Origin of the sequence: Pelagicoccus sp. SDUM812003 (assembly GCF_031127815.1) — a bacterium.
In the GTDB taxonomy this organism is placed as follows: Bacteria; Verrucomicrobiota; Verrucomicrobiia; order Opitutales; family Opitutaceae; genus Pelagicoccus.
In genome coordinates, this window is sequence record NZ_JARXHY010000006.1 from 51228 (window position 1) to 77515 (window position 26288).

Consider the following 26288-nt stretch of genomic DNA (forward strand, 5'->3'; position numbering starts at 1 on the left):
GAGCTCTGATGGGGTATAAAATCTGCGTTCGCGAAGACTAGAGGAGGTCGGAGACCATTGTCTTTTCTTCCTTCAGCTCGTTTTCGGTAGCGGCGACCTTCTCCTTGCTGAAGTCGTTGAGCTCGATGCCGTCCACGACGCTGAGCTTCTGTCCGTCGCTCTTGATCGGGTAGGAGAACATGAGGCCCTTTTCGATGCCGTACTGGCCGTCGGAGCAGATGGCCACGGAGAAGGAGTCGTCGGCAGCGGTAGGCGTGATGATGTTGCGCACGGTGTCGATGGCCGCGTTGGCGGCCGAGGCGGCTGAGGAAAGGCCGCGGGCCTTGATGATAGCGGCGCCGCGTTGCTGGACGGTTGGGATGAAGCTGTCCTTGTACCAGGCTTCGTCGGTGATGACGTCGGTAGCCGCTTTGCCGCCGATGGTCGCGTCGAAGTAGTTCGGATACATGGTCGATGAGTGGTTGCCCCAGATGGCGAGGTTTTTCACTTCGGTGGTGTCGACGCCGGCCTTGATCGCGAGCTGCGTTTTGGCTCGGTTTTCATCCAGCTTGGTCATGGCGAACCAGCGGTCCTTGGGGATGTCCGGGGCGTTGTTCATGGCGATGAGGCAATTGGTGTTGCACGGATTGCCGACCACGAGCGTGCGGATGTCGGACGCGGCGTTGTCCTGGATGGCCTTGCCTTGGCTGGTGAAGATCTTGCCGTTGATGCCGAGCAGGTCCTTGCGCTCCATGCCTGCCTTGCGAGGGACGGATCCGACGAGCAGAGCCCAGCTGGCGTTGTTGAAGCCCTCGTTCAGATCGCAGGTCGGCACGATGCCCTTCAGGAGCGGGAATGCGCAGTCCTGGAGTTCCATCACCACACCCTCCAGGGCTTGCATGGCAGGCTCGATTTCGATGAGCCGTAGGACCACGGGCTGGTCCGGGCCGAGAAGCTGTCCTGACGCGATGCGCACGAGGAGCGAATATCCGATTTGTCCGGCGGCGCCGGTAACTGCTACATGGACTGGGTTTTTCATAGCGTGGTCAAACTACAAGGGCTTGTAATGAATGCGAATCAAATTAGAACGTTTTCTAATCATTAGCCGGCGTTTTGGAGCTATTAGCGATCTTTACGTCCGACCGCATCCTAGCGGGCGCTGAGATCCTGTCCCATGCGGGCGGAGAGTTTTTCGTAGGCCTCGAGGATGCTCGACTCGGTGGTTTGCCAATCGATGCAGCCGTCGGTGATGGAGACGCCGTATTGCAGCTGCTCTTTGGGGGCGGGGAAGCTTTGGTTGCCTGCCTTGAGGTTGCTTTCGATCATGACGCCGATGATGCTGTCGTTGCCCGCTTCGATCTGGCGCATGATTTCCTGAAGCACCTGGGGCTGGCGCTCCGGCTCCTTGTTGCTGTTGCCGTGGCTGCAGTCGATCATGACTGCGGGTGTGAGCTTGGCGCTTTTGAGGTCCTCCACGGTTTTGGCGACGCTTGCTTCGTCGTAGTTCGGTCCGCTGTTTCCGCCTCTGAGGACGACATGGCAGTTCGGGTTGCCTCGGGTGGTGATGGATGAGGCGATGCCTGCGGTATTTATGCCAAGAAAGGTTTGAGTGCCGCTGGCGGCCTTGATGGCGTTGACGGCCACGCCGACGGTGCCGTCCATGCCATTTTTGAAACCGAGCGGCATTGAGAGACCGCTGGCCATCTGGCGATGCGTCTGGGACTCGGTGGTACGGGCTCCGATGGCAGCCCAAGAGACGAGGTCCGCAATGTACTGGGGGGTGATCGGGTCGAGCAGTTCGGTGGCGGTAGGCAGGCCGAGCTCCAGGACCTGTAGGAGAAACTGTCGGGCTACGCGCAGGCCTTTCTTGATGTTTTCGCTGCCGTCGAGGTCGGGGTCCATGATGAGCCCTTTCCAACCGAGGGAGGTGCGTGGCTTTTCGAAGTAGACGCGCATGACGAGGCATATGCGGTCCTTGACCCTTTCGCTCAGGGCGGCGAGGCGTTTCGCGTACTCCAGACCAGCCGCGGTGTCGTGGATCGAGCATGGGCCCACCACCACCAGCAAGCGCTTGTCGTCGCCGAAGATGATCTGGTGGATTTCCTCGCGTGACTTGGTCACGAAATCGGCCAGTTCGTCGGTCTTGTTGTACTCGTCGATGAGTTCTTGGGGAGTCGGGAGCGCGGAGGTGCGGACGACGTTGATGTCGGAGGTGTTCTTCACCCGGCAATAGTTGGTAAACTGCGGCTCGAATTTCAAATGCGAATTCCGCTGGTTTTGCTCTAGGCGTCGCCGCCTGGCGGCTCCCCGAGTCCGACCGAGCGTTTCGGGCAAGAAAAAGGCGGATCGCCTACCCCTAAGCGATCCGCCATCTCGTTTTCTTAGTTACCCCAAAATCTCGCTAAGCGAGAAAGTGTTTGTTGTTGCGGCGAATAAGTGGTCGGATTTTTGCCCTTGTCAAATTCAATTTGGAAAAAAGATACGTTGTTATACGTAAGTTGTTGGTTTATGGCAGTTTCACATTATCATCTTTTCACTCCCGCCTGCGTTTTGGAGGCCAAGGGCCCGGATGCGAGGGGGTTTCTGCAGGGGCAGTTCTCGAACGATTTGGGTCCAGCGCGCCAAGGGGATTGCGTTTACGGGCTATGGCTTGACCGGAAGGGCAAGATCGTGGCGGACAGTTTCGTTCTCTGCCGGGCGGACGACGATTTCCTTTTGATAAGCTATTATTCGGATGAAAGGCGCATCCGCCAGCGTTTGGAGGACTACTTGATCATGGATGACGTGGAGCTGCGCGGCTTGAGCGCCCAAAGTCGAGGGTGCTCGCTTTGGGGAGAGCGTCCGGTCGAGCTGCTGGCGAAAACCGACGCGCCTCCGCCCGAGCCGGGTAGGTGGAAGGCGTATGGCGATGTAGTTGCGTTCTGGGGACGTCGAGGGGCGGCTCCGGTTTTGGAGGTTTTGGAGTTTTCGCGAGGGATGCCGGAGAATCGTATCGACGATATGGTTACGAATTTGTCTCGCGTAGGGGCCGCTGCGTTGAGTCTGTCCGACCTTGGTCGATTGGCGATTGAGGGGAAGGTTCCTCGCATCGGTATCGCGTTTGGGGATACGGATCTGCCGCAAGAGCTCGGATTGCACGAGGACGCGGTTTCGTTCAACAAGGGTTGCTATTTGGGTCAGGAGGTGATGGCCAGATTGCATTCGATGGGGCGAGCGAGAAAGGGGCTCGTACGAGCGCGCTGCGCGGAGCAAGGAGCGCTGGAGATCGATCCGCCGATCGAGCTTCGGGATGCCGACGGCAAGAAGCAGGGGCAGATAAGGGAGCTGTCGTATTCAGATCGTGGAGCGCTGGCGCTCGCAATCGTATCCTTGGGGTACGCCGGAGAATCGCTGATGGCAGGCGACAGGACCTTTGTTTTGGAGAGGGATTGATGGGAAAGGAAGAAGAGGAAAGGCAGATCGCTCAGCTGTTGCAGCAGATGGGAGCGTCGCAGAACCAAGCGGTTGTGATGGCGAGGCAATTATCGAAACGAGCGGATCAGATTTCGAGCGACGAGGGCTGCAGTCGCTTCGACGCATTGCGCAGATTGCTCGAAATGGTGAAGTCGGGAAGGGAAGGAAACGCCTACGAGCCCTGATTTCATGCGGGATAGAGCCTCATAATAAATGCGTCGGAGGCGCGTTTTGTTTTGACCATGGTATCGCAGGGTATTCAGTTAGCGTCCGTATCTGAATAAGATCTACCCTAACCCTCTACATAAATACTCCACATATGAATAAATCAGAACTTGTTGCCGAAATCCAAAAGAACCTGGGCGATGCGTCCAAAGCAGAGGCTGAAAAAGCCCTGAGCGCTGTGCTGAGCTCCATCAAGTCCGCTGTCAAGAAGGCCGGCAAGGAAGTGAAGCTTCGCGACAAGGACTCCAAGGATGCAGTCGCAATTCAGCTGGTAGGATTTGGCACGTTCTCAGTTGGCAAGCGTTCCGCTCGTTCCGGAATCAATCCGCTGACCAAGGAGCCGATCAAGATCAAGGCCGCCAAGACCGTTAAGTTCAAGGCTGGCGCTGGTCTGAAGGACCTGCTCTAGTCGCCGCTAAGCCGCTAATTTTTAGGACTCGCCGCTACGTTAGCGGCGAGTTTTTTTGTGCTTGGAACGCGGATACGAGTCGGCGTTTCGAAACTGGCCGCAGTTCTATTGGAAAAGCGAGGTGACTTGGCGAAAGTACGCGTCGACCTGATTTTCGAGCAGCAGGGTATAGAGCAGGGCGCCTGAAGACAGCATAGGGCCGAACGGAATGTGGCGGCCGAACAGTTCGGATTCCTCCTCCTTCGATTTGTTCTTTGAAGCGATCGCGCCGGCGAGTTTCCATGCAACTACGCCGATCAGTCCGAGGAGCGCTCCGCCAAAGATCGAAAAGACGGCTCCCTGCCAGCCAAGGAACGCTCCGATGCCTCCGAGTAGTTTGACGTCGCCGAATCCCATGGCCTCCTTGCGAAGTATCGTTTCCGCGATCAGGGCGATCCAAAGAATGACCCCTGAGCCAATGAGCACGCCCATGCCGGATTCGACCGCCGAAAACAGGGGAGGAGCGGCATAGGTCTGGTTTGTTGAAAGGTGTAGCGAAGGGATGAATACGGAGATGGCGAAACCGATGATGGCTAGTCCAACTGAAAAGCGATTTGGAATCTCCATGATATCGAAATCGATGAAACTGCCGCAAACTAGCATGGAGACAAGGAGCATGATGCAGAGCGCCTTGAGGGGCGCGTCCTGATGAGCGTTCCAGGCGGCTAGGAAGAGTAGGCCGGTCAGAAGCTCGATCATCGGGTAGCGAAAACTGTAGGGTCGGCCGCAGCAGCGAGCTTTTCCTCGAAGGATGAACCAGCTGAGGATGGGAATGTTGTCGTGCCACGCGATCGGCTTGCCGCACGCGCAAGTCGAGCCTGGGTGGACGAGCGATTTTCCGGCAGGTATCCGGTAAATGCATACGTTAAGGAAGCTGCCGACTATGGCCCCGAAAACAAAGGCGCTGAGGTAGGGGAACCAGGGCAGCTCCGCTTGGAGGAATTTTAAGGACTCGAGCATTGTTGTGCTACTCAATCGGCGATTTATGCCATGGCTTGAAGCGCGGCTTGTTGCATGGTTTCCACCGGCGCCGTTTGCCCGGACCACAGCTCGAGGGAGCGCGCTCCTTGGTGGATCAGCATGGATAGTCCATTGGCAGCTTGGCCGTTTCGGTCGCGCACGCATTGCATGATCCTAGTGGTAGCCGGATTGTAGATCATGTCGAACAGCTTGATGGAATTGGGTAGGGATTCTTCGGGAATCGGGGTGGGATCGTCCTGTTTGAGGCCTAGCGACGTGGCGTTTACCAGCAATTCGTTGCCTTCGAGGTCGAGGGTCGCGTCGGGTTTGGCGCCGCGAAGGGGAATCGCTTTCTCCCTTGCCGCTGGTTCTAGCTCGCTCAGGAGCTTGGCGAGGCGATCCTGGTTGCGGTTGACGATGGTCAGGGAAGCGCAGCCTTCGGCCAAGCATTGCATCGCTGCGGCCCGAGCTGCTCCGCCGGCTCCAAGCAAGGCGATCGAGGTGCCCTTTAGGGGCAGGCCAAGATTGAGAAGCACTCCGCGACTCAAGCCGTGCCCATCGGTGTTGTACCCTTTGTATCCACTTTCTGTTTTCAGCAGTGTGTTGACCGCTCCGATCGATTTCGCGTGCGGATCGATGGCGTGAATCGCTTCGATGGCCAGCTCCTTATGTGGCACGGTCAGGTTTAGGCCGATAAAGCCTTTTTCGTAAAACAGGGGCAGGTGTTCGATCAAGGCTTCCGGAGGAACGTCGAAGCGGAAGTAGCGCCAGCTGGCGAAGCGGGAATCGGTTTTCGCGAGTTTCGCCAGAGCGGCGTTGTGCATTTGCGGGCTGATGGAGTGGCGTACTGGGTGACCCAATACGGCTAGCCCGACGCCGTCAAAGCGCCATTGCTTGAGGTCCTCGATGGAGTAGGTCTCATCCGGAGAGTAGCTGCCCATAGGGCGGAAACGTTGCGAAATGGCTGGGCCTCGAGCGAGAAAAATCTCTGTCCGGAATGGATCTCCCGCGGTTGCGCCGGGGAGGCGCTAGCTGGTCTGTTTCTGGTGGCAGCGTTGAAACTCCAGCACGAAGCTGTTGAAGAGCTGGGCCATGTCGTCCTGGTTGCGCAGCTTGTAGTGGTTGACCAGGTTGCGGCAGCAGCGGGTCAGGACTTCGCGAATGGGCGACGGAGCGAGGTTTCCGAGCTGGGTGACGCTGATTTGGCCGTCGGTGTATTGCAGCAGCTGGCCGGGCGTGCTGAATTTCCCTCGACGAAACGCATCTATATAGAAAGGGAGATCGTCCTCGAAGCTGCCTACCAGAAAGTGTCCCGGATAGGCGATCGGGTCGAGCTCTGCGCCGAGGCGTTGAGCGACCAGGATGTAGAGGATGGAAAGCGTGATGGGCAGGCCTTTGCGGGTTTCGAGCACTCGGTTCAGGTAGCTGTTGTCCGGGTTTTCGTAATCCTCGGCGTTTCCTCGGAAGCCCATTTCGTGAAAGAGGACCCGATTGATGACCACGCAGCGATCGCGTGAGCTGCTGGGTTTGATCAGCAGCTCGCGGCAGCGCTGGGCGATGGATTCGATCTGGTCGCAGATATCCGAGGCCTTCAACTGGGGGTATGCCACTCGGCAGAGCATGATGGTTCCCGTTTCCAACTCGTAGTTCAGCGAGCGTATGAAGCGTCTGAAGTCTTCCGAGGGATTAGCGTTTTTCAGCTCCTCCAGCAGTCGCCGAGCATGGCTGGCCAGCATGCGGTTGGAGCCGCGAGCGAGGGATTCGAGAAAGTCGATGGCTGGCGTTCCGATGCGGGAAAACTCGTCCAGCAGCCCTTTGCGTACGATCGGGCTAGGGTCATCCAACAGGTCGCGAAATGCTTCCTGCCTCTGGCTGTTGAATGGACTAGGCGGCACGGTTGAGATCGTGGTGCTTCTGAGCGGGATGGCAATAGGATAGCGGTGAGATTGGCCAGATTCATTCCGTTTTTCGATCGGGCTCGCCTTGGGGGGAGTTCTTCTCAGTCGGAAATTGAGAAGAACACCCTAGATTTCCCAAAAAAGTTTTCTGCAAGGGACGGATTCGTAAGATGCAGATAATCAGAGCTATAGTCGGTGGAGAGCGTGTAAAAAAGCCGAGAAACAGGCGATGCGAATTTAAGTTGCGGTCTTAGATGACGATTCCCGAGGTACGGCCTGATAGGTCGCCATCTGAATTAGAAGGGAATCTATTCAATCACCACGAGCATGGAACAGCTCTATCCACAGAACATATTAGAACGCCATTATCCGATTCTACGCGAGCAGCGGGAAAAGGAGGAGCGTAAAGCCGATGAGGAAAAGCTTCGGCTTCCCATGGGCATGCATGGAGTCAACGAGGAGTTGGAGAGTCGCTTGTACGAAAACGAGCCTCAGTCCAGCGGTACGATCGGGCTTCAGCTCAACACTTTCGCCTAATGGTCGCCGCTTGGCGTTTGGCTGATTCCGTCTAGCACGGTTTTAGAGAACTCGCTTGCCGAAAACGGCTTTGAGATCAGTCCTGCGATGTCTCTCCCCGCTAGCCGTTCCCTGATTTCGTCGGCGCAGATGCCGCTCATGGGAAAGACTGCCAGATCTGGGGAAACCTCCTTCAATCGATCGTAGAGGTTTTCGCCTTTGGCGTCCTCTAGGTTCATGTCGAGCAGGCAGGCGGTTATCTCGGAAGTCCGCTCCGTCAGGGCGCGCATGGCGTCCTGAGCCGAATCCACGCAGATGGAATCGATGCCCAGCGACATGAGCAGGGCCTCGAGCAGGGTTCTCATGCCCTCCTCGTCGTCGATGACCAGCATCTTTCCTTTCATCGGCTTCTCCATCTTGGCGAACGCAGAGAGACTTGCCGCTGAGAGCGGACGAGAAAAGGAAAAAGCGTAACCATTTCGAAAAGCCACTTTTTGTCGCCAAGGTCTGAATACTCCGAATGTCTTTGGTCGGAGCGGTTTGGACGGACAAGTTTCATTGCTTTTCATCCGTTAGAAGCAAATCGTGCGTGCTGTGAAGAGGATTTCGAGAAAAGGGCTTTTGATGGCCGGGCTCGTTTTGGGGGCGCTGGGGGCGGTCGTTCTTTTCCTCGCGCTTCCCTATTTGCCAAGCGCCGAGGATCTGCGGCGCCTGGTAGGCAGGGTGGCTGAGATGGGGCCCTTGCTCTTCTTTGGAGCGATGGCGATTCTTCCGCTTTTCTGGTTTCCGCTTTCGCCTTTCATCTTGCTGGCGCCCGTCTTCGGGAAAGGCGTTGCCATCGCCGGCACGATCGTGGCCCTGGCGTGCAACATGGCGCTCTCCTGGGTCTTGGCCGGCCGTTGGTTTCGACCGTTTTTTCATCGGTTGGTCGGGCGGTTTGGCTATTCGGTGCCCACGGTTTCGGAGAAGGGGATGGTTGGCATGACGGTGGCTTTGCGACTGACGCCAGGCGTGCCGTTCCCGCTTCAGAACTATCTGCTTGGCTTGGCGGGAATGCCGTTTGGCTTGTATATGGCGGTCTCGGTGCCGCTCAACGCGATCATGTGCGCGAGTCTTATTCTGCTTGGCGACGCGTTGCTGAAGGGCAGCGTGGGCATGCTGGTCGCCGGGGCGCTTGTTTTCTTCGGGGTCGCTCTAGGGGCCCGTTGGCTGCGCATGCGTCTGCGAGCTCGAGCCATGGAGGGAGGGCGAGATGGCGTGGGATGATCTCTTCGAGCAGTACCCTGAGGTAACCGTTAGCCAATACACGGCTTCGATCAAGACGCTGCTTGAGCGGGGCGTGTCTCCCAGCTGGGTATTGGGAGAGGTATCCAATCTTAGGAGACAGAGCAGCGGCCATCTCTACTTCTCGCTCAAGGATGCTGGCGCTCAGCTGCCGGCGGTGATGTTTCGCGCGCAGGCGAGCGGCCTGGCTTTCCGCTTGGAGGACGGGATGCAGGTGCAGGCTTTCGGTCAGATCAGCGTGTACGCTCCGCACGGACGCTACCAGTTGGTGGTCAGGGAGCTGAAGGAGAGCGGGCAAGGGCGTTTGTTTCGCGAGTTCGAGCGTCTCAAGGCGAAACTCGCTGCGGAAGGCTTGTTCGAAAAAGGGCGAAAGCGAGCCCTGCCGCTTCTGCCCTTGAAGGTCGCGCTTGTGACCTCCCCCACTGGAGCCGCCGTGCGCGACTTTACCCGAATCCTGAAGCGGCGCGGCTGGGCTGGCCGCCTGCAGATCTTTCCTTGCAAGGTTCAGGGGGCGGGCGCCGCGGAAGAGATCGCCGCCGCGATCGAGCTGATCAACGAGATCGGCGATTACGACGTCTTGGTCCTGGCTCGTGGTGGGGGCAGCATCGAGGACCTTTGGAGTTTCAACGAGGAAATCGTGGCTCGAGCTGTGTCGAGAAGCGCCATCCCTACGATCTCGGGCGTCGGGCACGAAATCGATTTCACGCTTAGCGATTTCGCGGCGGACGCGCGCGCGGAGACGCCCTCCGGCGCTGCGGAGCTCATCAGTAGCGCTTTTTTGGAGACGCTGTCGCGCTTCGAGGATTTGAGGGATGACATGGAAGCCGCGATCGAAAGTCGGATAGAAGTGTCGCGGCGAGAGCTGTCCACGCTGAAGACGCGCTTGAGAGCGCTGTCGCCTCTGGGGAAAGTTGAGAACGCCCTGTTGCGTTTGGATGAGCTGCATTCCCGTTTGGACGCCCGGTTTTTCTCCGGTCTGCACTCGTGTCGCGAAAAGTTGAATACGTTTGGCGGACGAATGGGCGACTTGGATATCGGGTCTCGGCTAAACCAGCTTCGAAATCGACTGGCTCAGGCGGGGCGGCGAATGGACGAACAGGCCAGGGAGCTAGCTCGAAGCCGTCGTCGTTCGCTTGATCTGGCGGGAACGACGCTGCGAGCGCTGAGTCCCGAGGCGACGTTGGGTCGCGGCTACGTCATTTTGAAATCAAGCTCTGGCGCGATGGTGACCAGTGTGGCGGACGTGAAAAAGGGAGACCGTCTGGGGGCCTCCCTGAAGGATGGACGGATCGAGCTTTCGGTGGACGACGTGGCCGCGGAGTGAGCTCCTTCCGGACTCGGCCTCAGGCGGCGATCTTTATCTCGTCGATGACGTGAGCCGCGAGGTGGATGTTGGAGACTTTCAGGATCATGCGAGAGCCCGCTCCTTCCTCGTCCACGCTGGCGTACATGTAGTCGATGTTGATGCCCGCTTGAGACAAGGCTTTGGTCAGGATGGCGAGGCGTCCTTTCGAATCTTTGGTTCGGATGGCGAGGACCTCGTCGGTCTCCACGGTGAATCCTGATTTTTCCAAGGAACGCTTGGCGGCGACGGGATCGCAGGCGGTGAAGCGAAAGCGACCGCAGGTCGGACCCTCTTGCATGGAGATGGCGCTCAAGCTCACATCGTGCAGGGCGAGAATGTCGCTGAGCTCGGCGATTTTTCCAGGGGCGTTTTCGATCTCAACCGAAAGCTGAGTCTTGATCTCGTATTTCATGGTTTAGGTTGGCTACGAAAGTCGAGAGGTGAGTGGATGCTGGCTAAGGGGAAAAACAAAACCGGAGCGGGGTGAGCTCCGGTTTCGATGACGCTTTGAAATTTGGCGCGTTAGTCAAGCATGTGAGCTCATGGAGAAGCGTTTCTTGATCAAGTGCTTCGCCACGCGATCGTGGCTGACGAAGCGCTGCAGCTTCGGGCGATGGAAGTATGGGGAGGCCTGCGAGCTCTCGCTAGACGGGGAAAATATCCTTAAGGGAGGATTGAACGATGGTTTGGGCGATGATTTGAGATTCATGTCGGGGGTATCGGTTAGTAAGAGACACTACAGCGAAAGCTATGTTCTGTAAACTCGCATGAATTCGAGCTGCGGCATTGGTGTGTCTTTAATCCCTTTTTGATCAAATACTTGTAAAGCGATTCCAGGATCGGTGCTAATACTTAGAGTTTGACTTTGGTTTTACATCCGCGCTTCATGCTAGACTCACCTTTCACCCCGGCCTTCGTATGAGAACAAATACAGTCGCCTGCCTCTTCGCCTGCGCCGCTTTGGTTATGATAACCGGTTGCAGCTCAACAGGGAGTTCCCAGAAATCTCGTTATCCGGTGACGGCTTCAGGAGCCATTCAAAGGGTGGAGAACGGCACGATCGTGGCGACTCGAACGGTGAAGATCGACGGACGGGCCACGAATGTCGGCACTGCGGTAGGCGCTGGGGTGGGCGCCGCAGTGGGGGCCATCGCGGTGCCTCGTCGGCAAACCACCACGATTTCCAGCCCGCAGCCCAATGTCATCCAGGCCAACACCACGAGCAATCGGCACGAGAGCGACGCGGCCATGGCGGTGGGCGGCGCGGTGGGCGTGCTGGCGGGTCGCAAGGTGGAGAAGATGCTGACGGCGCGAAAGGCGCAGGAACTGACCATCGCCATGGAAGGCGGCGAGACCGTTATGGTGGTGCAGGAGTACCGGGAGCCAGAGTTCATGGTGAACGAGCGCGTCAAGGTCTACACTACGCGGACCGGCGAGTCGGTGGTGTACCATTCGGACGAGGATCCGCACTTGGATCCGGACACCGACGCGTATGTCATTCCCGACGATGGCGAATTCGGGGAGGACGAGTTCGAACCCGTGGAGTGGTAGCGATTCGCGGGAGGTGGCGAGCGCTGCGTTCCGCGCGCGTCCGTCCGCTTGGATATTGAGCGTTTGGCCTGAATCCGTTTCGCGGATCGGTCGCGTAGTAGTTCTGTGATGAACTTCAGAAACGCAGCGAAACGCTTTGCCTCTTCTGGAGCAAAGGCGTTCGTCGGGTTAGTGAGTCTTGTTTTGCTGCAAGCGTGCTCGACTGGAGGAGGAACTCAAACGGTGCCGCGATCCGTCGCGGGCCAGGTGCAACGGGTCGATCCCGGTACGGTCGTGGCGACGCGCACTGTGGAGATCGATGGGGAAGCGACCTATCTCGGGCAGTCCGGAGGGGCGATCGTCGGCTCGGCGGTTGGGCAATCCATCGGCAGCGGGGACGGCCGCATTCTCGCTTCGGCTGGCGGAGCGGTGGTGGGCGGAATCGTCGGGGGCATGGTCGAGAAGGAGCTTAGCAAGAAGCGGGCTCAGGAACTGACCATCAGTCTCGACGACGGAAACACTGTGGTCGTCATTCAGGAACTGGAGGACGTGGGCTTCATCGAAGGAGACCGCGTCAACGTCAGCCAGACGCGAGCGGGCGAGGCTTTGGTGGCTCATGCTCACTACGAAAGCGATGGCCTCTATTAGCCGACAGTAGCGGAATCGAGTTCAACCTTCTCAATCAAGGCGGGCCGCGCGAGAGAAGGCGGTCCGCCTTTTTTCTTTTTCCCTCAGCTGAGATCTGAGAGAGTGGCGGGCATGGATGAAGGGAAGCAAAGCCTAGGGAACCAGCTCGGGCGAAGCCGTTCGCCGTATTTGCTGCAGCACGCGGACAATCCGGTCCACTGGATGGAGTGGGGAGAGGACGCGTTTCGTCTCGCTCGCGAGCGCGAGAAGCCGATTTTTTTATCAATTGGCTATTCGACCTGCCACTGGTGCCACGTCATGGCCCACCAGAGCTTCGAGAACGTGGAGATAGCGGAGGCGCTCAACCAAGCGTTTGTGAACGTGAAGCTGGATCGCGAGGAGCGTCCTGACATCGACCGAATCTACATGAGCTATGTGCAGTCGACCACCGGGAGGGGCGGCTGGCCGATGAGCGTTTGGCTGACGCCCGACCTGGAGCCGTTTTATGGGGGAACCTATTTCCCGCCGGAGGATCGCTATGGGCAAGTTGGCTTCGCGACCTTGATCCAGCGCATATCGGAACTTTGGCGAAGCGATCGAGCGACTCTCGTGGACTACGGGAAAAAAAGCCGAGACATTCTGATGCAGTCCGGACAGGCCGATTTGAGCGGAGAGGTGGCCGAAGCGAACGACGCCTTTCAGCTCTGCTTGTCGCAATTGGAGTCGGACTTTGATCCAGAGTATGGCGGGTTCGGCGGAGCTCCCAAGTTTCCGATGGCTCCGACCCTGTCGATGCTGCTCGAAGGAGTCGCTCGACTCGAAAACGCCCGCCTGCGCGAGCTGCTTTGTCAAACGCTTGGCAAGATGGCGGATGGCGGAATCTGGGATCATCTTGGCGGCGGATTTCATCGGTATTCAGTCGATCGATACTGGCACGTGCCGCACTATGAAAAGATGCTATACGATCAGGGACAGTTGGCGGAAGCGTACGCTGAGGCGTATCGGCTGACTGGAGTCGAATCCTTCGCTGGCGTCTCGAGGGAAATCGTAGACTACGTAGCCCGAGACTTGACGGGGCGGCATGGACAGCTTCTCGCCGCTGAGGACGCTGATAGCGCTAAACCGGACGCTTCCGGCGAGCATGGGGAGGGGGCGTTCTACGTGTGGACGAAAACGGAGATCAATTCGCTCTTGAGAGACGAAGCCGCTTTGTTTTCGGCCGCTTACGACATTCAGGTCGCGGGCAACGCGGCGGCCGAATCCGATCCTCATGGAGAGTTGCGGGGGTTGAACACCCTGCGACGTATCCCATCGAAGCAGATTGCGGTGGGCGATGTCGAACGCGACGAAGCCAAGGTCGAGGAACGCCTTGCTCGTTCACGAGCCATTCTTTTCGCTGCCCGGGCCAAGCGGCCGCGTCCGCACCTGGATGATAAAGTGGTGGTCTCTTGGAGCGCCCTTATGATTTCAGGAGGTTGCAGAGTGTATCAAGCTACTGGTTACGAGGGCGCGTATAGCGTGGCGCGCGACGCGGCGAACTTCATTTTTCAACAGCTTTGGGATGAGGAAACGAAGACCATGTATCGCGTGTACCGGGAAGGACGCGGTGATACCATGGGATTCGCGGAAGATTACGCTGGAATGGCGAAAGCGTGTTTGGACCTGTACGAATGCGACTTCAACCCCGATTGGATCGAAAGGTCTCAAGTGTTGCTCGACGCGTTGACGGTTCGGTTCGGAGATGCGGAAAGAGGCGGATACTTCGCGTCCCAGTCCGGGGATCGATCGGTCATTTCTCGACTGAAGGATGACCACGATGGGGCGGAACCGTCAGCCAGTTCCTTGGCCGCTCTGGCCTTGCTCAAGTTGGCGGCGATCACCGATGATGAATCCAAGCGGGAGCAAGCGAGGCGGACCATAGAGGCCTTTGGCGAGCAGTGGAAAGGCGCTCCGCGGGCCATGCCGCTGATGCTCGTGGCCGCGACGCGTTTCTTGGAGGCGGACCAGCAGATCGTGATCGTTGGGCCGAACGGAGCGACTGGGCCGCTTGCGGAGAGGGCGAATCGCCACCGTAAGCCCTTTAGCGCATTGATCGCTATTGATAGCTCGGCAGCGTTCCCCGACGTTTTCCGTAGCAACGAGAAGCTGAAGCGAATGATTGCTTCCGTCGAGCCAGGGAGCGTCCGAGCCTTCGTTTGCGAGGGATTCACCTGTCAGGAGCCAGTGAATACGGCCGAGTCTCTGGACGCGTTGCTGCGATGAGGCTTTGCGAAGCTAGGAATTGGGCGTCGCTAGCATCGTCAGGCTTTCGGCAAGCCCTCCAGGTCGATTTCGAGATAGCCAGTCCTCCTCGAAGCGGTTGAGCAACTCTTGCGGAATCGCTGCCGGCGCTTGGTTGTTCAGAATCGAGTGAGCTTTATGGGCGGCGAACAGCAACAGCTCGCGCGAAACAGCGAGCGAGGAATGGCTAGCGTTTATCGTATTCAGATTATCGATGCAAGCTGTCACTTCCTTTAGCGAGATCGAATCGCGTATCGCCTGAAAATCCTTTTTTGACGCGAAGAGAACCTTGTTGAGCCAAGATGCGTTGTGCAATGGTTGAGAGAAGTGGTCGGGGATGCGTCCCAGCTCCATGAGGTCGCGGAAATCCCTTTCCGTGGTAAGATCGGAAAACACCAGGCGGGCTGCCGTGGAGAGATGGTCGCGATGGGTGGCGTGCTTGTTCCACGCTCGCCCGGCCGCGTAAAGCGCTGAGGGGATCTTGAGCAGATCGCTCTGATGGTGTCCATTGTCACCCCATTCCGTGAGCAGCAATCCCGTCGCTCCGTGCGCGAGGGCGTTATCGGTGGCGGCCTCGATATTGAGCAGGGCGGTCGAGAGGCGCCCTCCTATGCTATTCCAGGTGGAGGTGCCCGGCACCACGTAGTAGGGAAGGCCCGCCTGCTGCATGATGGCGCATTGTTCGGCAAACGGGTGGTTCGCTTCGTAGCCCCAGAGGAGGGCGGTCGTTCCGCTAGGCAGCTCGGAAACGAGACTCGGCTTTTCCATGACGATGTCGCCCCAGAACTGAGGCTGTCTGCCTGATTTGGATACGAGTTTTTGTATTCTTAGCAAATGATCGAGGTAGACGGCGTGTTTGCCGCGGGTGTTCACCAGGGTCTTGCTGGCCCCTTGTCCGAGCTCCCAAGGCTCGTCTCCGCCGATGTTTACCTTGCTGCTGCGAAAGTTGGGCAGGAGCTCCTCCAGCAGCGAGGCGACGAAGTCGAGGGAGGCTTGGTCCGGCTTCAAGGTGCTTCCATGCTCTTTCCATCCGCTGAGCGGATGAAGAAAACCGTTGGGACTTTCGGCGAGGGATTGGTAGGGCTTGTGGCGTAGCCAGCGCTCCATATGTCCGAAGGTGTTCTGGTTCGGGACGAGTTCGATGTATCGATCGTAGCAATACGAGTCGATCTCTTGGATTTCGTCGGCGGTGAGCGGAGAGGCGTCTTGCCAGACCAGTCGATGATCGCGATAGGCGAACGTGTGCTCGGTGTAGAGCTGGAGTTGATTGTATTTCAGGTCTGCAAGTTTGTCGATCAGGCTAAAGAGCGATGATTTTCGAGGAACCTTGCAGCGGGAGATATCGAGCATGAAACCGCGTGTTTCGAGGTCGGGCGAGTCCTCGATGAGCAATGCGGGAATCCTTTCATCGCGTTGTCGAAGCAGTTGGCGGAAGGTCGTGAAAGCGCGGAATGCGGATTCTTCGTCGCTGGCTCGGATGGCGATGCTGTCTCCGTTTGCGGAGATTGTGTATCCAACTGGTGGATGCGATCCTATGTTGAGTTCGATGCCTTCCGATGCGGGTTGGAATCCTAGGCGAGCGACGGCCGACTTCAATCGAGGGGATGCAGCGTGGGGGAAGCGCACCCGGTTTTGGGTGAAGGCGGATGCCCCTTCGAGGAGTTGGACCTTTTTGGGTGGAGGAAATAGGATCACGGTGTGACGAGACCTTTGATAAGCTCGGGTAGTTCGCGGATGGATGAGAGCTCGTGAAAGCTGTCGTGATGGGTGGGAGTGGTATCGATGCGCTCGTGTTCCCACGTGAGGTGATAGGGGATGTGCACGCCTACGCCTCCGAGGTCGAGGATGGGGAGGACGTCGGACTTCAGGGAGTTTCCCACCATGACAACCTGCTTCGCTTCGATCGCCAGGCGATGGAAGAGGCGGGAGTAGGTCTCCACGTTTTTTTCCGAAACCACTTCCGTGTGCTCGAAGCAATGCGAAAGGCCGGACTTGGCGATCTTGCGTTCCTGGTCCCGAAGGTCTCCCTTGGTGATGAGGATCAATCGATAGTCTTCGCTGAGTTGGGTGATGGTTTTTTCGACGCCGTCGAGCAGTTCGACCGGATGTTTCAGCATTTGCTGACCGAACTCGATGATGCGTTTGAGCTCTTCGGATGGGATAGCTCCTTGGGTGAGCTCGATCGCGGTCTCGATGCTGGAGAGCATGAAGCTTTTCACTCCGTATCCATAAAGTTCGAGGTTTTTCATTTCGGTGGAGAAGAGCGTCTTCTCCACCGTCTTGGCTTCGTGGTACTCCGAGAGCAGCTGGCAGTACTTTTGGTGATGTTCCTCGAAAAGGTTCTCGTTGTGCCAGAGGGTGTCGTCGGCGTCGAAGGCGATGGTCGTGATGCGATTCATTGTTCGAGCTCGCAGGATGCGCAAGGCAGCGGCGAAAGGCACGAAAAAGCGTGAGAGAACCTGCGGGCGCGGTTCTGACTTGATCGTCGGAGCGGTGCGTCCACGGCTCCTGGCGTTCCTACAAGTCGGGGTAGTCGGCTCTCGATGAGTCGAGCACGAGCAGCCAATCCGGATACGCGGAGGTGGCAGGGGCGGTGAAGGTGGGCGATTGGGATTGGGTGAACGAGCCGATGGCGGCGCTCTGACCGGTCGAGGGGTTGTACCAGGATGCGGTGAAGCTGGGCATCGCGAGAGCGGAGGTGTCGATGGCTACCGCGCCGCCGTCGGGAAGATAGACCAGGGCGTAGGAATCGTCGTCCGAGTGGGCCCAGATCGAGTGCTTAGGTGGGGACGACGCGATGAAGTCGCCGCCGGGGACGAGCTTTTCGAGAGGACGTTTCTCCCAAAGGGAACGGAGGTGAATCATCTGAGCGGCCGCTGGCCGATCGAGAGCGGACCTCCAGTCGCGAAGCGTTGGCAGGGCGATGGGGTCGCCTGGGCGGTACATCTGCCAGACCGCGTTATGGCCGTAGGTGTGGCCCGCGGCGCCGCCCAGAAAATCCCAGTAGGCGTGGATGCGGACATCGTGCGGCGTGATGAATCCGTCTCGGAAATACTCCGGCTTAACGATGTATCCATTTTCGTCCAACACGTGCTCGGGGGCTCGGGTAGGGGTGGAGAAGTCCAAGTAGTTCCAGAAACGAACGGGGATGTCTTCGTAGGCAGGTTCGCCGTCCACGACCGGTTTGACGGGCTGGCTTTGGCGGGACTTGCCCAGCAGGCGGTGGAGATTGGCGGTGCGGGGTTCGTGTCCGATCTGATACATATGGAAGTCGAGCCAGTCGGAATCGGAGAACCAGGTAGCGGAGGTCTCGTTGCCGCGTGGATGGTAGGTGAGGAGTTGTTTGCCTTCGGAGGAGGCTTTCAGGCTGCGGCCCATGGCGTCCCAGGTTTTTTTGACATTCTGGTTCATCACCTCTCGATCGCCTCCAAGTATCCATATTATGGGGTCAGACTTGTAGCGATCGCCCAGAAACGCTCCAAAGCGAGATGCGTTCTCCGGATTGAATACGATGGGCCCGGCCCCGGGATTGGAGGAAGGAACCTTGTCGCCCCAGGTTGGCAGCATACCGATGTAGAGGCCGCGTTTTTCAGCTTCGTCGACGATGAAGTCCACATGTTGGAAATAGGCTTCGTTGGGGCGGGTGGGGTCGAGGTCGTGCAAGGGAAGGTCGCCGTATGCGTTGGGGACGCGGAGGCCGTTCAGTTCCGCTAGCACGACGGCCTGGACGACGGTGAAACCCTTGGCGGCTCGGTCGTCTAGATAGTGGAGGGCTTGTTCGCGATCGAGCTTATGGAAAAGCTCCCAAGCGGTGTCTCCTATCCAGATGAATGCGGAGCCATCTGGCTCGACGAGGTAGCGCCCGTTCTCGCCGATTTGCAGAGGAGGTGGCGACGCTTGAAGGGAAATGGTGAAGAGCAGAAGCGAGGCGATCGAAAGTTGGCGTAGGCTCATGGGGTGTTAGGTGAGGGGTGTCCGCGGCGGGACGAGTTTTATTCGGGGGATTGGAAGACGGCTGTAGGAGAAAACTGAATACGATCGAGGGCGGACTGGAACGACCCTTCGAGCGGACAGGAGATGTGGATCGCTTGTTGGGAGAACGGGTGAAGGAAGGAGAGCTCGGTGGCGGCTAGGAGCAGTCGATGGATTCCGATGTGTTCGCGGGCGATCGTGTTCGTCTTGTTGCAGCCGTGACGCGTATCGCCGATGATTGGGTAGCGGAGGTGCGCCAGGTGGCGGCGCAGTTGATGGCGGCGGCCGGTTTCGGGATGGAGCGCGACCAGGGAAAGCCGTGTTGTTGCGTAGCGATCGGTTGGATACGGGAGTTCAGCGGTGGCGAGTCGGGTGTAGCGAGTCGACGCTTCTTGCGTTTCGTCGCTTTTCACCATGCCGTCGACATCTCGGAATTTGCGCAAGGGCGAGTCGATCACTCCTTTTTCAGGAGTATAGCCTCGGGTGACCGCGAGGTAGCTTTTCTCCACCTTTCGCTCTTGGAAGGCCTGGGAGAGGGCGACGCAGGCTTCCTCGTCCAGGCCGAATATAAGGATGCCAGAAGTCGGACGGTCGATGCGGTGGACGGGGTACACCTTCTGGCCGATCTGGTCGCGCAGGAGCTGAATGGCGAATCGCGTTTCCCTGCGATCGATGGAGCTACGGTGAACGAGCAGGCCGCTCGGCTTGTGAATGGCGACGAAGCGATCGTCGTGGTAGAGAATGGGGAGGTCTGGATCGCTCTCGAGCATTTCGGGGCAGGGGAGGAGTTTATGTCGACCGCCTTCGGGCAGAGCAAAACGAAAAAGCCCGCGCCGTAGTCGGCGCGGGCTTCCCTCCTCTCCTGGTGTCGCGTATCGCGGCGCGACGACCGGAAATCTGTTTTGCGCGAGGGGGCGGGGCTAGAGGTTTTTTACGGTGACGCTCCCGCCGGAGGTGCGCATGGAGAGCAGAGGCCCGCCTCCATTGATGGACGCGTCGATCTTGTTTCGATCGAATTCGCCGCGCAGGTCGCCGTCGAAATCGAAGCGCACTCTGCCGCCGGCCGCCTTGGCTTTCAGGTCAAAGACCGAGCCGGAAGGGAGGCTGGCGCGGATGCTGCCGCCGTTGGTTTTCAGTTCGGTGCGTCCGCTGATGCCTTCGAAGAGCTCGGCAGTGATGTTGCCGCCGTTGGTGTGGGCTTCGATCTCAGAGGAGTAGGCGGCGATGCGGATATTGCCGCCGTTGGTGTGAATCCGAGCTGGCGCCCGCAGATCGGAGACCTCGATGTTTCCTCCGTTGGTGTGAGCGTCGAGCGGTCCGAGGATGCGATCCAGCTCGATGTTTCCCCCGTTGGTCTTCAATTCGCACTCGCCCGCTAGGTGATGGGCTCGGATGTTTCCTCCATTGGTTTTGGATTCGATCTCGATGCCATAGGGAAGCTCGATTTGGGCATCGAAGGAAACGCCGCGATTGCCGGAAAAGAGTCCGCCTAGGAAGCGGTCGTCATCATCGAGTTTGATGGTGATTACCAGTTTGTCCCCGCGCCGCTCGATCTCCCGCTTGACTTCGCGTTCCAGCTTGTCGGCTTCTGACTGGGAATTCGTTTTGAAGATCTGGTCGAGATCCAGGTGGAGATCCTCGCGTTCGGCGCCAACGAGCTGGATGTTTCCGGAGTTGAGGTGGATTTCGACTTTGTCGATCCCGCTCAAGGAAATGGTTTCCTGATGGTTGCGTACGATTTTGGCGGATGCCAGAGCCGTCGTACCGAGGGCGAGGAGGGTGATGCAGGCGAGTTGGGAAAAGCGCGGTAGTCTCATGGCGGTCGGTTTGTTGTAGGTTCGTCATGGAATACTCGCGGCGAGTCCTTCGGTTACGGGAAAAGTGGATTTCGCCTCGGGCGGGCTGCGGCTCAATCGAGCGGAGATCCGCTCTTGATGCGGCCTGCTTCGATTTCCACCCAGCGGTAGAGCGTGCCGTCCTTGCCTTTTTTCAGGCTTTTCCAGAGGGCCTTGTCGTCCCGCTTTTGCAGCTCGAGATCGCGTAGACCGGAGGCGTCGCAGGAGAGGGCGCGGGTGTATCCCTTGAACTGGCGGGGGCGGCCGATCAGCCGTGACGCGTGGTCCGGCAGCGTCGATCGCGAAGCGTCGGCTGGCGCTAGGGAGCTACGGTCGAGCACCAGAAAGCTGTAGGGCAGCGAGCGCAAGTCGACCTCCATCAAGGTGGCGAATCGGGCCCAAGCCCCTTCGGTGAAGGCTTCGAGGGGAGGCTTGCCGAAGAAATGGCACCAATGGCGGGCGTTTTCTTCCTGAAGCATCGGGCAAGCGTCGCAGCGCAGGCATGGGGCGGCGATGGCGTGGGTGCTTCGCAGGGATTCCCTCAGCGAGATGAGCAGCCGGCTGGTGGCATGGTCGCCAGCTTCGACGCAGAAGACTTGGGCGGCGCCTTTCAATTGCGACGCCAGAACGGTCCGGGTTTCGGTGGTGAGCTCGTTGAGGGCGTGGCTGAGCAGCACGGTGGTTTCGCCGAGCTGTTCGATTTGGGAGGGATTTGGGGCGATCTCCACCGCGAGGTCCGGGTAGGCGTCGGAGATGGTTTTTTGGGCGAAACGGCAGGCGAGCAGCGAATGGTCGTAGAGCAGGACCTTGTCGACCGCTTCGGCTCCGTAGCGCTCGAGCAGGCGCAGGGTGGCGATGCCGCTGCCGCAGCCCCAGTCCAGCAAAACTCGAGAGCGAAGGCTCCAGCCGGACTGCTCGGCGTTTCGCAGCGCGTCGTCCCATTTCCAGCCGATGCGAGCGGCGAAGAAAGCGTGGTAGTGGGCGAGATCCTGCTCGTCCTGCCAGTAGACGCCAGATCCCGCGCTTTGCTCGAGAAAGCGTCGGCGAAGGCGGGCCAGGATTTCCCAATCTATGTTTAGCTCGTCCATGATTTGACTAGGGCTTTCTGAAAGCGGGAGACGCCTCGGAAGTCCAGCCGGGAATTTCTTGCGGCCTGCAAGCCGACTTCGCGACGAGCGGCGGAGCAGGGACAAGCGTTTCGGCGGCGCTCTCGATTTGGCGGATGCCAGCCTGCAAATGGCAGCGTGGAGCGGCCTGTCCGCGTCGCGTTCAGCGTCGACCGCTCCTTGGGCGCCCAAGTATCCGCGAGCCGCTTGGTCCGCGCGATCCTCCGTGAGAGAAAGGAGTTTGCGACGCCCGCAGCAGGTCCCGTGGTTGGATCGCAGGACGCGTCGTATTCGTGGCGCGAGCTGCCCGTGACACGGCGCCTTGTCTGCGAACTACGTATCAGGGCAGAGGTTTCCTTCAGGGGGATCTGGGGACTCTCTGGATCGACCGCTAGGTGGTAGCGGCGGTGGGTCGGAGGACAGCCGCCCAGGCGCCCCTTGCAGGTTGTTCCCGATCGGAACACCGATTTTCGCCGTGCCAGGCATAGCTCTTATTTGAGCGCTCGTTGTCGCCGAGCTGCAAAAGGCAAACCGCCGAGGCCAAACTGCGGCGAGTCAATTACGCAGATCCACCGAACGTTATACGTATTATGATCCCTTATGCTCCGTCCTGTCCTTAATCCCCCTCACTACTGCCTGGGGTGTCGTTCCGATCAGGGGCAAGCGATTCAAATTCGAAAGGGAGCGAACTCCCTAATTTGACGAGAGGTGGGGTAGTCTCGAATCAATTGTAAAGCGAAGTTGAATTCGGTAGTTGGGTCAAGCGGGGCCGGGGGAGGTCGTTCAGGTTTCGTGATTCAATCTCATGCGAGGCCGCGAACGAGAGCGGCGGAATGAACCAAACCAAACAACGACTCACAAATGACGAAAAAAGGAAACGACTCAGCCCTCAAAGGACCCGATAGGGTAGGCGGGCTAGGAAACAAGGCATCGATTTTTTGGATCGGTATTCTCATCGCGATCTCTCCCGTCTTCGCTTTCGCTCAGACGGTGACGCTTTCATGGCTCGATCTCGCGGACAGCGAAGACGGGTTTTTCGTCGAGCGATCGACGGATGGCGTGAACTTCTCGCTGATCGGCGAGTCTGGCCCCAACGAGCCTCGCTTCGTCGACGCTTCGGTCGAGCTGGGCGTGGAGTACTTCTATCGCGTTTGCGCCTTCAACGCCTTTGGCTGCTCGGACTTTTCCGGCGTCGGCTCCATCGAAGTGGGGCAGGACGCGGAGGTTCCGAACGAACTGATCATCCCGGAGTCCGAGCTGATCGGAAACATGAGCGCCGCGGGCTCCTCGGAATACGACGAGGAGATCAACGCTTATTTGATTACGGGTTCGGGCCGTGGCTACGAAACCTACAGCGACGACTTGAGGTTCACGCACGTGGCGGTGGAAGGAGACTTCTCTCTGACCCTGCAGGTGCATACCTTTGAGCCGGACGCGGACTGGGCCCGTGTGGGTCTGATGCTGCGGGAGGACTTGAGCCCCGAGGCGCGTCATGCCTCCATGACCATCAACGGAAGGAACTATTTCGAATCCCTGGTCCGCTCGAGCAAAGGCGGCCGCGTTTCGGCCTCGATGGAGCAGGTGGTTCGTGACGAGGTTTATCTCAGAATCCAGCGAAAGGCTGGCGAAGTGCTGCTGACCTATTCCCACGATGGACAGGACTGGATCGCCGACTCCTGCGAAACCCTGACCTTGACCGGTCGGGCCCATGTCGGAATCGCCATCGGATCGCAGCGCGACGGGCGCGTTTCCGGCGCGTTGGTGGAGGTGCTCGAATCGAGCGTGGAGGGATTCCAGGGCATCGAAGGCGTCGCCTCGCTGCTGGGACGGCCGGTGGAAACGGTCATCATGGGAGCCATGATCGAAGAAGGTGAATACAGCTACGATCCGGTCAGCGGGGCCCACAGGCTATCCGGCTCCGGGCGCGGACATGAGACCTACGAGGACAACCTGAAGTTCGCCCGTGTGAGCCTGACCGAGGACGCCAGCCTCACGGTGAAGATTTCCGACTTCCAGGCGGTCAAGTCCTGGGACCGGGCGGGCATCATGATCCGAAGCAGCGACGCGGCGCAGGCGGCCCACATGACGATGGCATTCAACAGCGGAGGTTTCTACGAGTATCTCTGCAGATCAAATGACGGAGAGGGCGTCTCGAGCACCTTGCTGGAGCCCATCGCAGCCGAAGGCTACCTGCGCTTGGAGAAATCCGGCCCCACGGTTCGTGCCTCGTACTCTGCGGATGGAAGCAAGTGGACGCTCGCCCACGAGGCGCAGCTTCCCTTTGGCGAGTCCTATCTCATCGGCTTCACGGTCGGTTCCCAGGCGGACGGCGACCTAACCTCCGCTCGCTTCGAGGTGGTGGACGAATCGACCGCCGATGCTCGGAAAAGCCCAACCATTCTCGGCCAGATCGCCACTTCCAGCGTGATCGGCCAGATGGATGAGGAAGGCAGCACCCACTTCGACGATCAAAACGGATTTTTCCTCATCGAAACCTCCGGCGTCGGCTACGAGTCCTACTTCGACGAGCTGCGCTACACTTGGGTCAAGACCAGCGGCGATTTCACGCTGACCGCGTTCGTGACCGATTTCGTCCCCGACGACAGGTACGCCCGCATGGGGCTGATGGTGCGCAAGACCTTGGACCCGGACTCGCCTCACGGGTCGATTCTGATCAACGGCAAGGACCAGTTCGAGACGCTTTGCCGTCTCAAGGCTGGCGAGGGCAATCAACGCGCCACCAGCGGCCGAGCCCTTGGCGAGGGCTATCTCCGTCTGCAAAAGGCCGGTGATCTGCTCACCCTCTCCGCCTCCAGCGACGGTGTGGATTGGTTCGTAGTGGACCGCGCCACCATCGCTTTCGGAGAGCAGTTCTACGTGGGAGCGAGCATTGGCTCCCAAGTGGATGGAGCGCTTTCCAGCGGGGCGATCGAGTTCATCGAAGAGTAGGGCTTCGCCCATTTGAAAGAGAACGGAACTCTCCGGGTCGCAACCCATCGAGGCGGGTTGAGGCTTGTCATGCGAAGCGTGGCTGTCTGAATCGGCCCCCTCGATGAAGACGATCTGGAGAGTTTCGAGCTATTTGTTCCGCTACAAATGGCGGTTTGTTGGCACCATTGCCCTCGCCATCGGCAGCACCTTGTTTTTCCTGGTGGTACCGAAGATCGCTGGGTACATCGTCAATCGACTGACCTTGCAGGATAGCCTCGAGGGCTACGCTCCCCTGGTGGGGCTGCTGGTGCTTTGCTTCCTCATGCGCGAGGTTTTGAATTCGCTGCGCATCCGGGTGAACAACGTTCTGGAGCAGAAGGTCCTGATCGATCTGCGGCTCGATTTGCACGGCAAGCTGCTGGATCTGCCGGTTCGATTCTTCGACTCGCGCAAGTCGGGCGACATAGCTTCGCGCGTCATCGAAGACGTGCAGAACGTGGAGCGGGTCATTCTGGATGGCACGGAGCAGGGGAGCACGGCGCTGCTGACGCTGTTTGGGGTGAGCGCCATGATGTTCTATTCGGAGCCGCGCCTGGCGACTCTGATGATTCTGCCCATTCCCATCATGATCATTTTGTCGCGACTTCACTTCAAGTCGCAGAGCAAGAACTGGCGCAAGGTGCGCGAGGCTTCGGGAGAACTGAGCTCGCTGCTGGTGGAGGATATCCAGGGAAACCGTCTGATCAACTCCTTCGCCTTGAAGGGCCGCGAGTCCCGACGTTTTTCCGACAAGGCGGAAGAGCTGAAGCTCTACACCCTCAAGGGCATGTTTCGCTGGTCGCTGCACGGCCCGCTCAATGGATTCATCGTCAGCCTTGGCACCGTGGCGGTCATCGGCTACGGCGGCTACCTCACGTTCACTGAACCGGACACCTTCAAGACCGGCGACCTCGTCGAGTATCTGCTCTATTGCTACATGCTCTACCAGCCGCTGACCCTGATCTCCTCGCTCAACAACATGCTCGCCACCGGCAAGGCGTCGGCGGAGCGCGTCTTCGACCTGCTGGATTTTCCCATCGAAATCGAAGACCCGAAAGACCCGAAACCCTATCCAGCGGCGCCGCTCGAAGTGCGCTTCGAGTCGGTGGATTTCAACTACACCGAGCGCTCGAACTTGCTTTCCGATTTTTCGCTCACCATGCCTGCCGGAAAGGTGACGGCTTTGGTAGGCCACACTGGAGCGGGCAAATCCACTGTATCCAGTTTGCTGCAACGCTACTACGATGTCACCGCAGGCAGCGTATCCATCAATGGAGTGGACGTGCGCCACGTTTCGCTGCAGGACCTGCGCTCGAATGTCGGCGTCGTCGCTCAGGATCCCTTTCTGTTCGATGGGTCGGTGCGCGACAACCTGATGCTCGCTCGCGAGGACGCGACGGAGGAGGATATTGTCCAGGCTCTCGAAGGCGCCTGCGCCTGGGAGTTTGTATCCAAACTTCCTGACGGCATGGATACCTTGATCGGAGAGCGCGGGATACGGCTCAGCATGGGAGAGAAGCAGCGCCTCACCATCGCCCGCGTGATCTTGCGAAATCCGCCGCTGGTGATCCTCGACGAAGCGACCTCTTCCGTGGATACGCTGACCGAGGCCAAGATCCAGGCCGCGGTGGATAACCTAGTGAAGGAGCGTACCACTTTGGTCATCGCCCACCGCCTTTCCACCGTGCGAAAGGCCGACCAGATCGTGGTGCTGGAAAACGGCCGCATCATCGAGTCCGGCTCCCACGACCAGCTGCTCGAGCGCGACGGTCACTACGCCGACCTCTGGCGGGTGCAGACCGACGTGATCGCGGAGTAGACGGCCCCGCCTCTCTGCCGCGAGACGCGGCGTCGACCGAG

25 protein-coding genes are annotated in these 26288 nt (G+C 58.8%); 11 read left to right on the plus strand and 14 right to left on the minus strand.

The annotated features are described in order from the left end of the window. Window positions 1-37: 37 nt before the first annotated feature. Both QEH54_RS10085 and QEH54_RS10090 read right to left on the minus strand, forming a co-directional pair. A complete protein-coding gene (locus QEH54_RS10085) occupies window positions 38-1018 on the minus strand; it encodes a malate dehydrogenase (protein WP_309018545.1) in 981 nt (326 codons plus the stop codon). A 110-nt stretch (window positions 1019-1128) separates the two neighbouring features. After that, entirely contained in the window at window positions 1129-2202 is a 1074-nt protein-coding gene (locus QEH54_RS10090; protein WP_345785651.1) for a 3-deoxy-7-phosphoheptulonate synthase, read from the minus strand. A 285-nt stretch (window positions 2203-2487) separates the two neighbouring features. On the opposite strand from QEH54_RS10090, the gene QEH54_RS10095 reads away from it, so the two are divergent. The 3 genes from QEH54_RS10095 to QEH54_RS10105 all read left to right on the plus strand — a co-directional run bounded on the left by QEH54_RS10095 (window position 2488) and on the right by QEH54_RS10105 (window position 4066). After that, on the plus strand, window positions 2488-3411 hold the full coding sequence (locus tag QEH54_RS10095) for a hypothetical protein (protein WP_309018547.1): 924 nt from the start codon (window positions 2488-2490) through the stop codon (window positions 3409-3411). Further along, on the plus strand, window positions 3411-3617 hold the full coding sequence (locus QEH54_RS10100) for a hypothetical protein (RefSeq protein ID WP_309018548.1): 207 nt from the start codon (window positions 3411-3413) through the stop codon (window positions 3615-3617). The genes QEH54_RS10095 and QEH54_RS10100 overlap by 1 nt, the downstream gene beginning before the upstream one ends. 134 nt (window positions 3618-3751) lie before the next feature. Next, the gene (locus QEH54_RS10105) at window positions 3752-4066 is read left to right on the plus strand and encodes an HU family DNA-binding protein (RefSeq protein WP_309018549.1); all 315 of its coding nucleotides are present in this window, start codon (window positions 3752-3754) and stop codon (window positions 4064-4066) included. Between the two features lie 105 nt (window positions 4067-4171). Here the strand turns inward: QEH54_RS10105 and QEH54_RS10110 are convergent, their stop codons facing one another. From QEH54_RS10110 to QEH54_RS10120, 3 genes are all read right to left on the minus strand, one after another. Further along, complete coding sequence (locus tag QEH54_RS10110; RefSeq protein WP_309018550.1) at window positions 4172-5065, minus strand: prepilin peptidase; 894 nt, start codon at window positions 5063-5065, stop codon at window positions 4172-4174. Window positions 5066-5088: 23 nt separating this feature from the next. Then, window positions 5089-6006: a shikimate dehydrogenase gene (gene aroE, locus QEH54_RS10115; protein ID WP_309018551.1), complete on the minus strand. Its 918-nt coding sequence runs from the start codon at window positions 6004-6006 to the stop codon at window positions 5089-5091. A gap of 87 nt (window positions 6007-6093) precedes the next feature. Next, a complete protein-coding gene (locus QEH54_RS10120) occupies window positions 6094-6960 on the minus strand; it encodes a transglutaminase-like domain-containing protein (RefSeq protein WP_309018552.1) in 867 nt (288 codons plus the stop codon). Window positions 6961-7290: 330 nt separating this feature from the next. On the opposite strand from QEH54_RS10120, the gene QEH54_RS10125 reads away from it, so the two are divergent. Continuing rightward, entirely contained in the window at window positions 7291-7500 is a 210-nt protein-coding gene (locus tag QEH54_RS10125) for a hypothetical protein (protein WP_309018553.1), read from the plus strand. Here QEH54_RS10125 and QEH54_RS10130 read toward each other — a convergent pair. Continuing rightward, window positions 7497-7883 (minus strand): response regulator, encoded by a 387-nt coding sequence (locus QEH54_RS10130; protein WP_309018554.1) that lies wholly within the window; start codon window positions 7881-7883, stop codon window positions 7497-7499. The two genes, QEH54_RS10125 and QEH54_RS10130, sit on opposite strands and share 4 nt — an antisense overlap. A 220-nt stretch (window positions 7884-8103) precedes the next feature. Here QEH54_RS10130 and QEH54_RS10135 point away from each other — a divergent pair, with 220 nt between their 5' ends. Further along, a complete protein-coding gene (locus tag QEH54_RS10135; protein ID WP_309018555.1) occupies window positions 8104-8745 on the plus strand; it encodes a hypothetical protein in 642 nt (213 codons plus the stop codon). Continuing rightward, window positions 8732-10087 carry an exodeoxyribonuclease VII large subunit gene (xseA, locus tag QEH54_RS10140; RefSeq protein WP_309018556.1) on the plus strand — a complete coding sequence of 452 codons (1356 nt, stop codon included), beginning with the start codon at window positions 8732-8734 and terminating at the stop codon, window positions 10085-10087. The genes QEH54_RS10135 and xseA overlap by 14 nt, the downstream gene beginning before the upstream one ends. Before the next feature lie 19 nt (window positions 10088-10106). Here the strand turns inward: xseA and QEH54_RS10145 are convergent, their stop codons facing one another. Continuing rightward, window positions 10107-10520, minus strand: a complete 414-nt coding sequence (locus QEH54_RS10145) for an ACT domain-containing protein (RefSeq protein ID WP_309018557.1) — start codon at window positions 10518-10520, stop codon at window positions 10107-10109. A gap of 114 nt (window positions 10521-10634) precedes the next feature. Continuing rightward, complete coding sequence (locus tag QEH54_RS10150) at window positions 10635-10817, minus strand: hypothetical protein (protein ID WP_309018558.1); 183 nt, start codon at window positions 10815-10817, stop codon at window positions 10635-10637. Between the two features lie 209 nt (window positions 10818-11026). On the opposite strand from QEH54_RS10150, the gene QEH54_RS10155 reads away from it, so the two are divergent. The 3 genes from QEH54_RS10155 to QEH54_RS10165 all read left to right on the plus strand — a co-directional run bounded on the left by QEH54_RS10155 (window position 11027) and on the right by QEH54_RS10165 (window position 14527). Further along, window positions 11027-11659: a hypothetical protein gene (locus tag QEH54_RS10155; protein ID WP_309018559.1), complete on the plus strand. Its 633-nt coding sequence runs from the start codon at window positions 11027-11029 to the stop codon at window positions 11657-11659. Between the two features lie 222 nt (window positions 11660-11881). After that, window positions 11882-12286, plus strand: a complete 405-nt coding sequence (locus QEH54_RS10160; RefSeq protein ID WP_309018560.1) for a glycine zipper domain-containing protein — start codon at window positions 11882-11884, stop codon at window positions 12284-12286. A 111-nt stretch (window positions 12287-12397) separates the two neighbouring features. After that, window positions 12398-14527 (plus strand): thioredoxin domain-containing protein, encoded by a 2130-nt coding sequence (locus QEH54_RS10165; protein WP_309018561.1) that lies wholly within the window; start codon window positions 12398-12400, stop codon window positions 14525-14527. Window positions 14528-14539: 12 nt separating this feature from the next. Here QEH54_RS10165 and QEH54_RS10170 read toward each other — a convergent pair whose 3' ends face one another. The 6 genes from QEH54_RS10170 to QEH54_RS10195 form a co-directional block, all read right to left on the minus strand. Further along, window positions 14540-16240 (minus strand): family 20 glycosylhydrolase, encoded by a 1701-nt coding sequence (locus QEH54_RS10170; protein WP_309018562.1) that lies wholly within the window; start codon window positions 16238-16240, stop codon window positions 14540-14542. Next, window positions 16237-16944 carry an HAD family hydrolase gene (locus QEH54_RS10175; RefSeq protein WP_309018563.1) on the minus strand — a complete coding sequence of 236 codons (708 nt, stop codon included), beginning with the start codon at window positions 16942-16944 and terminating at the stop codon, window positions 16237-16239. The genes QEH54_RS10170 and QEH54_RS10175 overlap by 4 nt, the downstream gene beginning before the upstream one ends. Before the next feature lie 118 nt (window positions 16945-17062). Then, window positions 17063-18499 (minus strand): DUF4038 domain-containing protein, encoded by a 1437-nt coding sequence (locus QEH54_RS10180; protein ID WP_309018564.1) that lies wholly within the window; start codon window positions 18497-18499, stop codon window positions 17063-17065. 38 nt (window positions 18500-18537) lie between these two features. After that, window positions 18538-19287 (minus strand): pseudouridine synthase, encoded by a 750-nt coding sequence (locus tag QEH54_RS10185; protein WP_309018565.1) that lies wholly within the window; start codon window positions 19285-19287, stop codon window positions 18538-18540. A 150-nt stretch (window positions 19288-19437) separates the two neighbouring features. Continuing rightward, complete coding sequence (locus QEH54_RS10190) at window positions 19438-20334, minus strand: DUF4097 family beta strand repeat-containing protein (RefSeq protein ID WP_309018566.1); 897 nt, start codon at window positions 20332-20334, stop codon at window positions 19438-19440. A gap of 92 nt (window positions 20335-20426) precedes the next feature. Further along, a complete protein-coding gene (locus QEH54_RS10195; RefSeq protein WP_309018567.1) occupies window positions 20427-21440 on the minus strand; it encodes a class I SAM-dependent methyltransferase in 1014 nt (337 codons plus the stop codon). Window positions 21441-22319: 879 nt separating this feature from the next. Here QEH54_RS10195 and QEH54_RS10200 point away from each other — a divergent pair. Both QEH54_RS10200 and QEH54_RS10205 read left to right on the plus strand, forming a co-directional pair. Continuing rightward, entirely contained in the window at window positions 22320-24407 is a 2088-nt protein-coding gene (locus QEH54_RS10200) for a hypothetical protein (RefSeq protein WP_309018568.1), read from the plus strand. A gap of 103 nt (window positions 24408-24510) precedes the next feature. Then, window positions 24511-26247 (plus strand): ABC transporter ATP-binding protein, encoded by a 1737-nt coding sequence (locus tag QEH54_RS10205; RefSeq protein ID WP_309018569.1) that lies wholly within the window; start codon window positions 24511-24513, stop codon window positions 26245-26247. Window positions 26248-26288: the final 41 nt, after the last annotated feature.

Bases quoted from the DNA above. Each gene is read 5' to 3' on its own strand.
- QEH54_RS10105 (WP_309018549.1), top strand. From the start codon at position 3,752: ATGAATAAATCAGAACTTGTTGCCGAAATCCAAAAGAACCTGGGCGAT.
- QEH54_RS10085 (WP_309018545.1), bottom strand. From the start codon at position 1,018: ATGAAAAACCCAGTCCATGTAGCAGTTACCGGCGCCGCCGGACAAATC.
- QEH54_RS10095 (WP_309018547.1), top strand. From the start codon at position 2,488: ATGGCAGTTTCACATTATCATCTTTTCACTCCCGCCTGCGTTTTGGAG.
- QEH54_RS10145 (WP_309018557.1), bottom strand. From the start codon at position 10,520: ATGAAATACGAGATCAAGACTCAGCTTTCGGTTGAGATCGAAAACGCC.
- QEH54_RS10150 (WP_309018558.1), bottom strand. From the start codon at position 10,817: ATGAATCTCAAATCATCGCCCAAACCATCGTTCAATCCTCCCTTAAGG.
- QEH54_RS10100 (WP_309018548.1), top strand. From the start codon at position 3,411: ATGGGAAAGGAAGAAGAGGAAAGGCAGATCGCTCAGCTGTTGCAGCAG.
- QEH54_RS10195 (WP_309018567.1), bottom strand. From the start codon at position 21,440: ATGGACGAGCTAAACATAGATTGGGAAATCCTGGCCCGCCTTCGCCGA.
- QEH54_RS10110 (WP_309018550.1), bottom strand. From the start codon at position 5,065: ATGCTCGAGTCCTTAAAATTCCTCCAAGCGGAGCTGCCCTGGTTCCCC.
- QEH54_RS10185 (WP_309018565.1), bottom strand. From the start codon at position 19,287: ATGCTCGAGAGCGATCCAGACCTCCCCATTCTCTACCACGACGATCGC.
- QEH54_RS10155 (WP_309018559.1), top strand. From the start codon at position 11,027: ATGAGAACAAATACAGTCGCCTGCCTCTTCGCCTGCGCCGCTTTGGTT.
- aroE (WP_309018551.1), bottom strand. From the start codon at position 6,006: ATGGGCAGCTACTCTCCGGATGAGACCTACTCCATCGAGGACCTCAAG.
- QEH54_RS10180 (WP_309018564.1), bottom strand. From the start codon at position 18,499: ATGAGCCTACGCCAACTTTCGATCGCCTCGCTTCTGCTCTTCACCATT.
- QEH54_RS10125 (WP_309018553.1), top strand. From the start codon at position 7,291: ATGGAACAGCTCTATCCACAGAACATATTAGAACGCCATTATCCGATT.
- QEH54_RS10165 (WP_309018561.1), top strand. From the start codon at position 12,398: ATGGATGAAGGGAAGCAAAGCCTAGGGAACCAGCTCGGGCGAAGCCGT.
- QEH54_RS10135 (WP_309018555.1), top strand. From the start codon at position 8,104: ATGGCCGGGCTCGTTTTGGGGGCGCTGGGGGCGGTCGTTCTTTTCCTC.
- xseA (WP_309018556.1), top strand. From the start codon at position 8,732: ATGGCGTGGGATGATCTCTTCGAGCAGTACCCTGAGGTAACCGTTAGC.
- QEH54_RS10130 (WP_309018554.1), bottom strand. From the start codon at position 7,883: ATGAAAGGAAAGATGCTGGTCATCGACGACGAGGAGGGCATGAGAACC.
- QEH54_RS10200 (WP_309018568.1), top strand. From the start codon at position 22,320: ATGACGAAAAAAGGAAACGACTCAGCCCTCAAAGGACCCGATAGGGTA.
- QEH54_RS10175 (WP_309018563.1), bottom strand. From the start codon at position 16,944: ATGAATCGCATCACGACCATCGCCTTCGACGCCGACGACACCCTCTGG.
- QEH54_RS10190 (WP_309018566.1), bottom strand. From the start codon at position 20,334: ATGAGACTACCGCGCTTTTCCCAACTCGCCTGCATCACCCTCCTCGCC.
- QEH54_RS10205 (WP_309018569.1), top strand. From the start codon at position 24,511: ATGAAGACGATCTGGAGAGTTTCGAGCTATTTGTTCCGCTACAAATGG.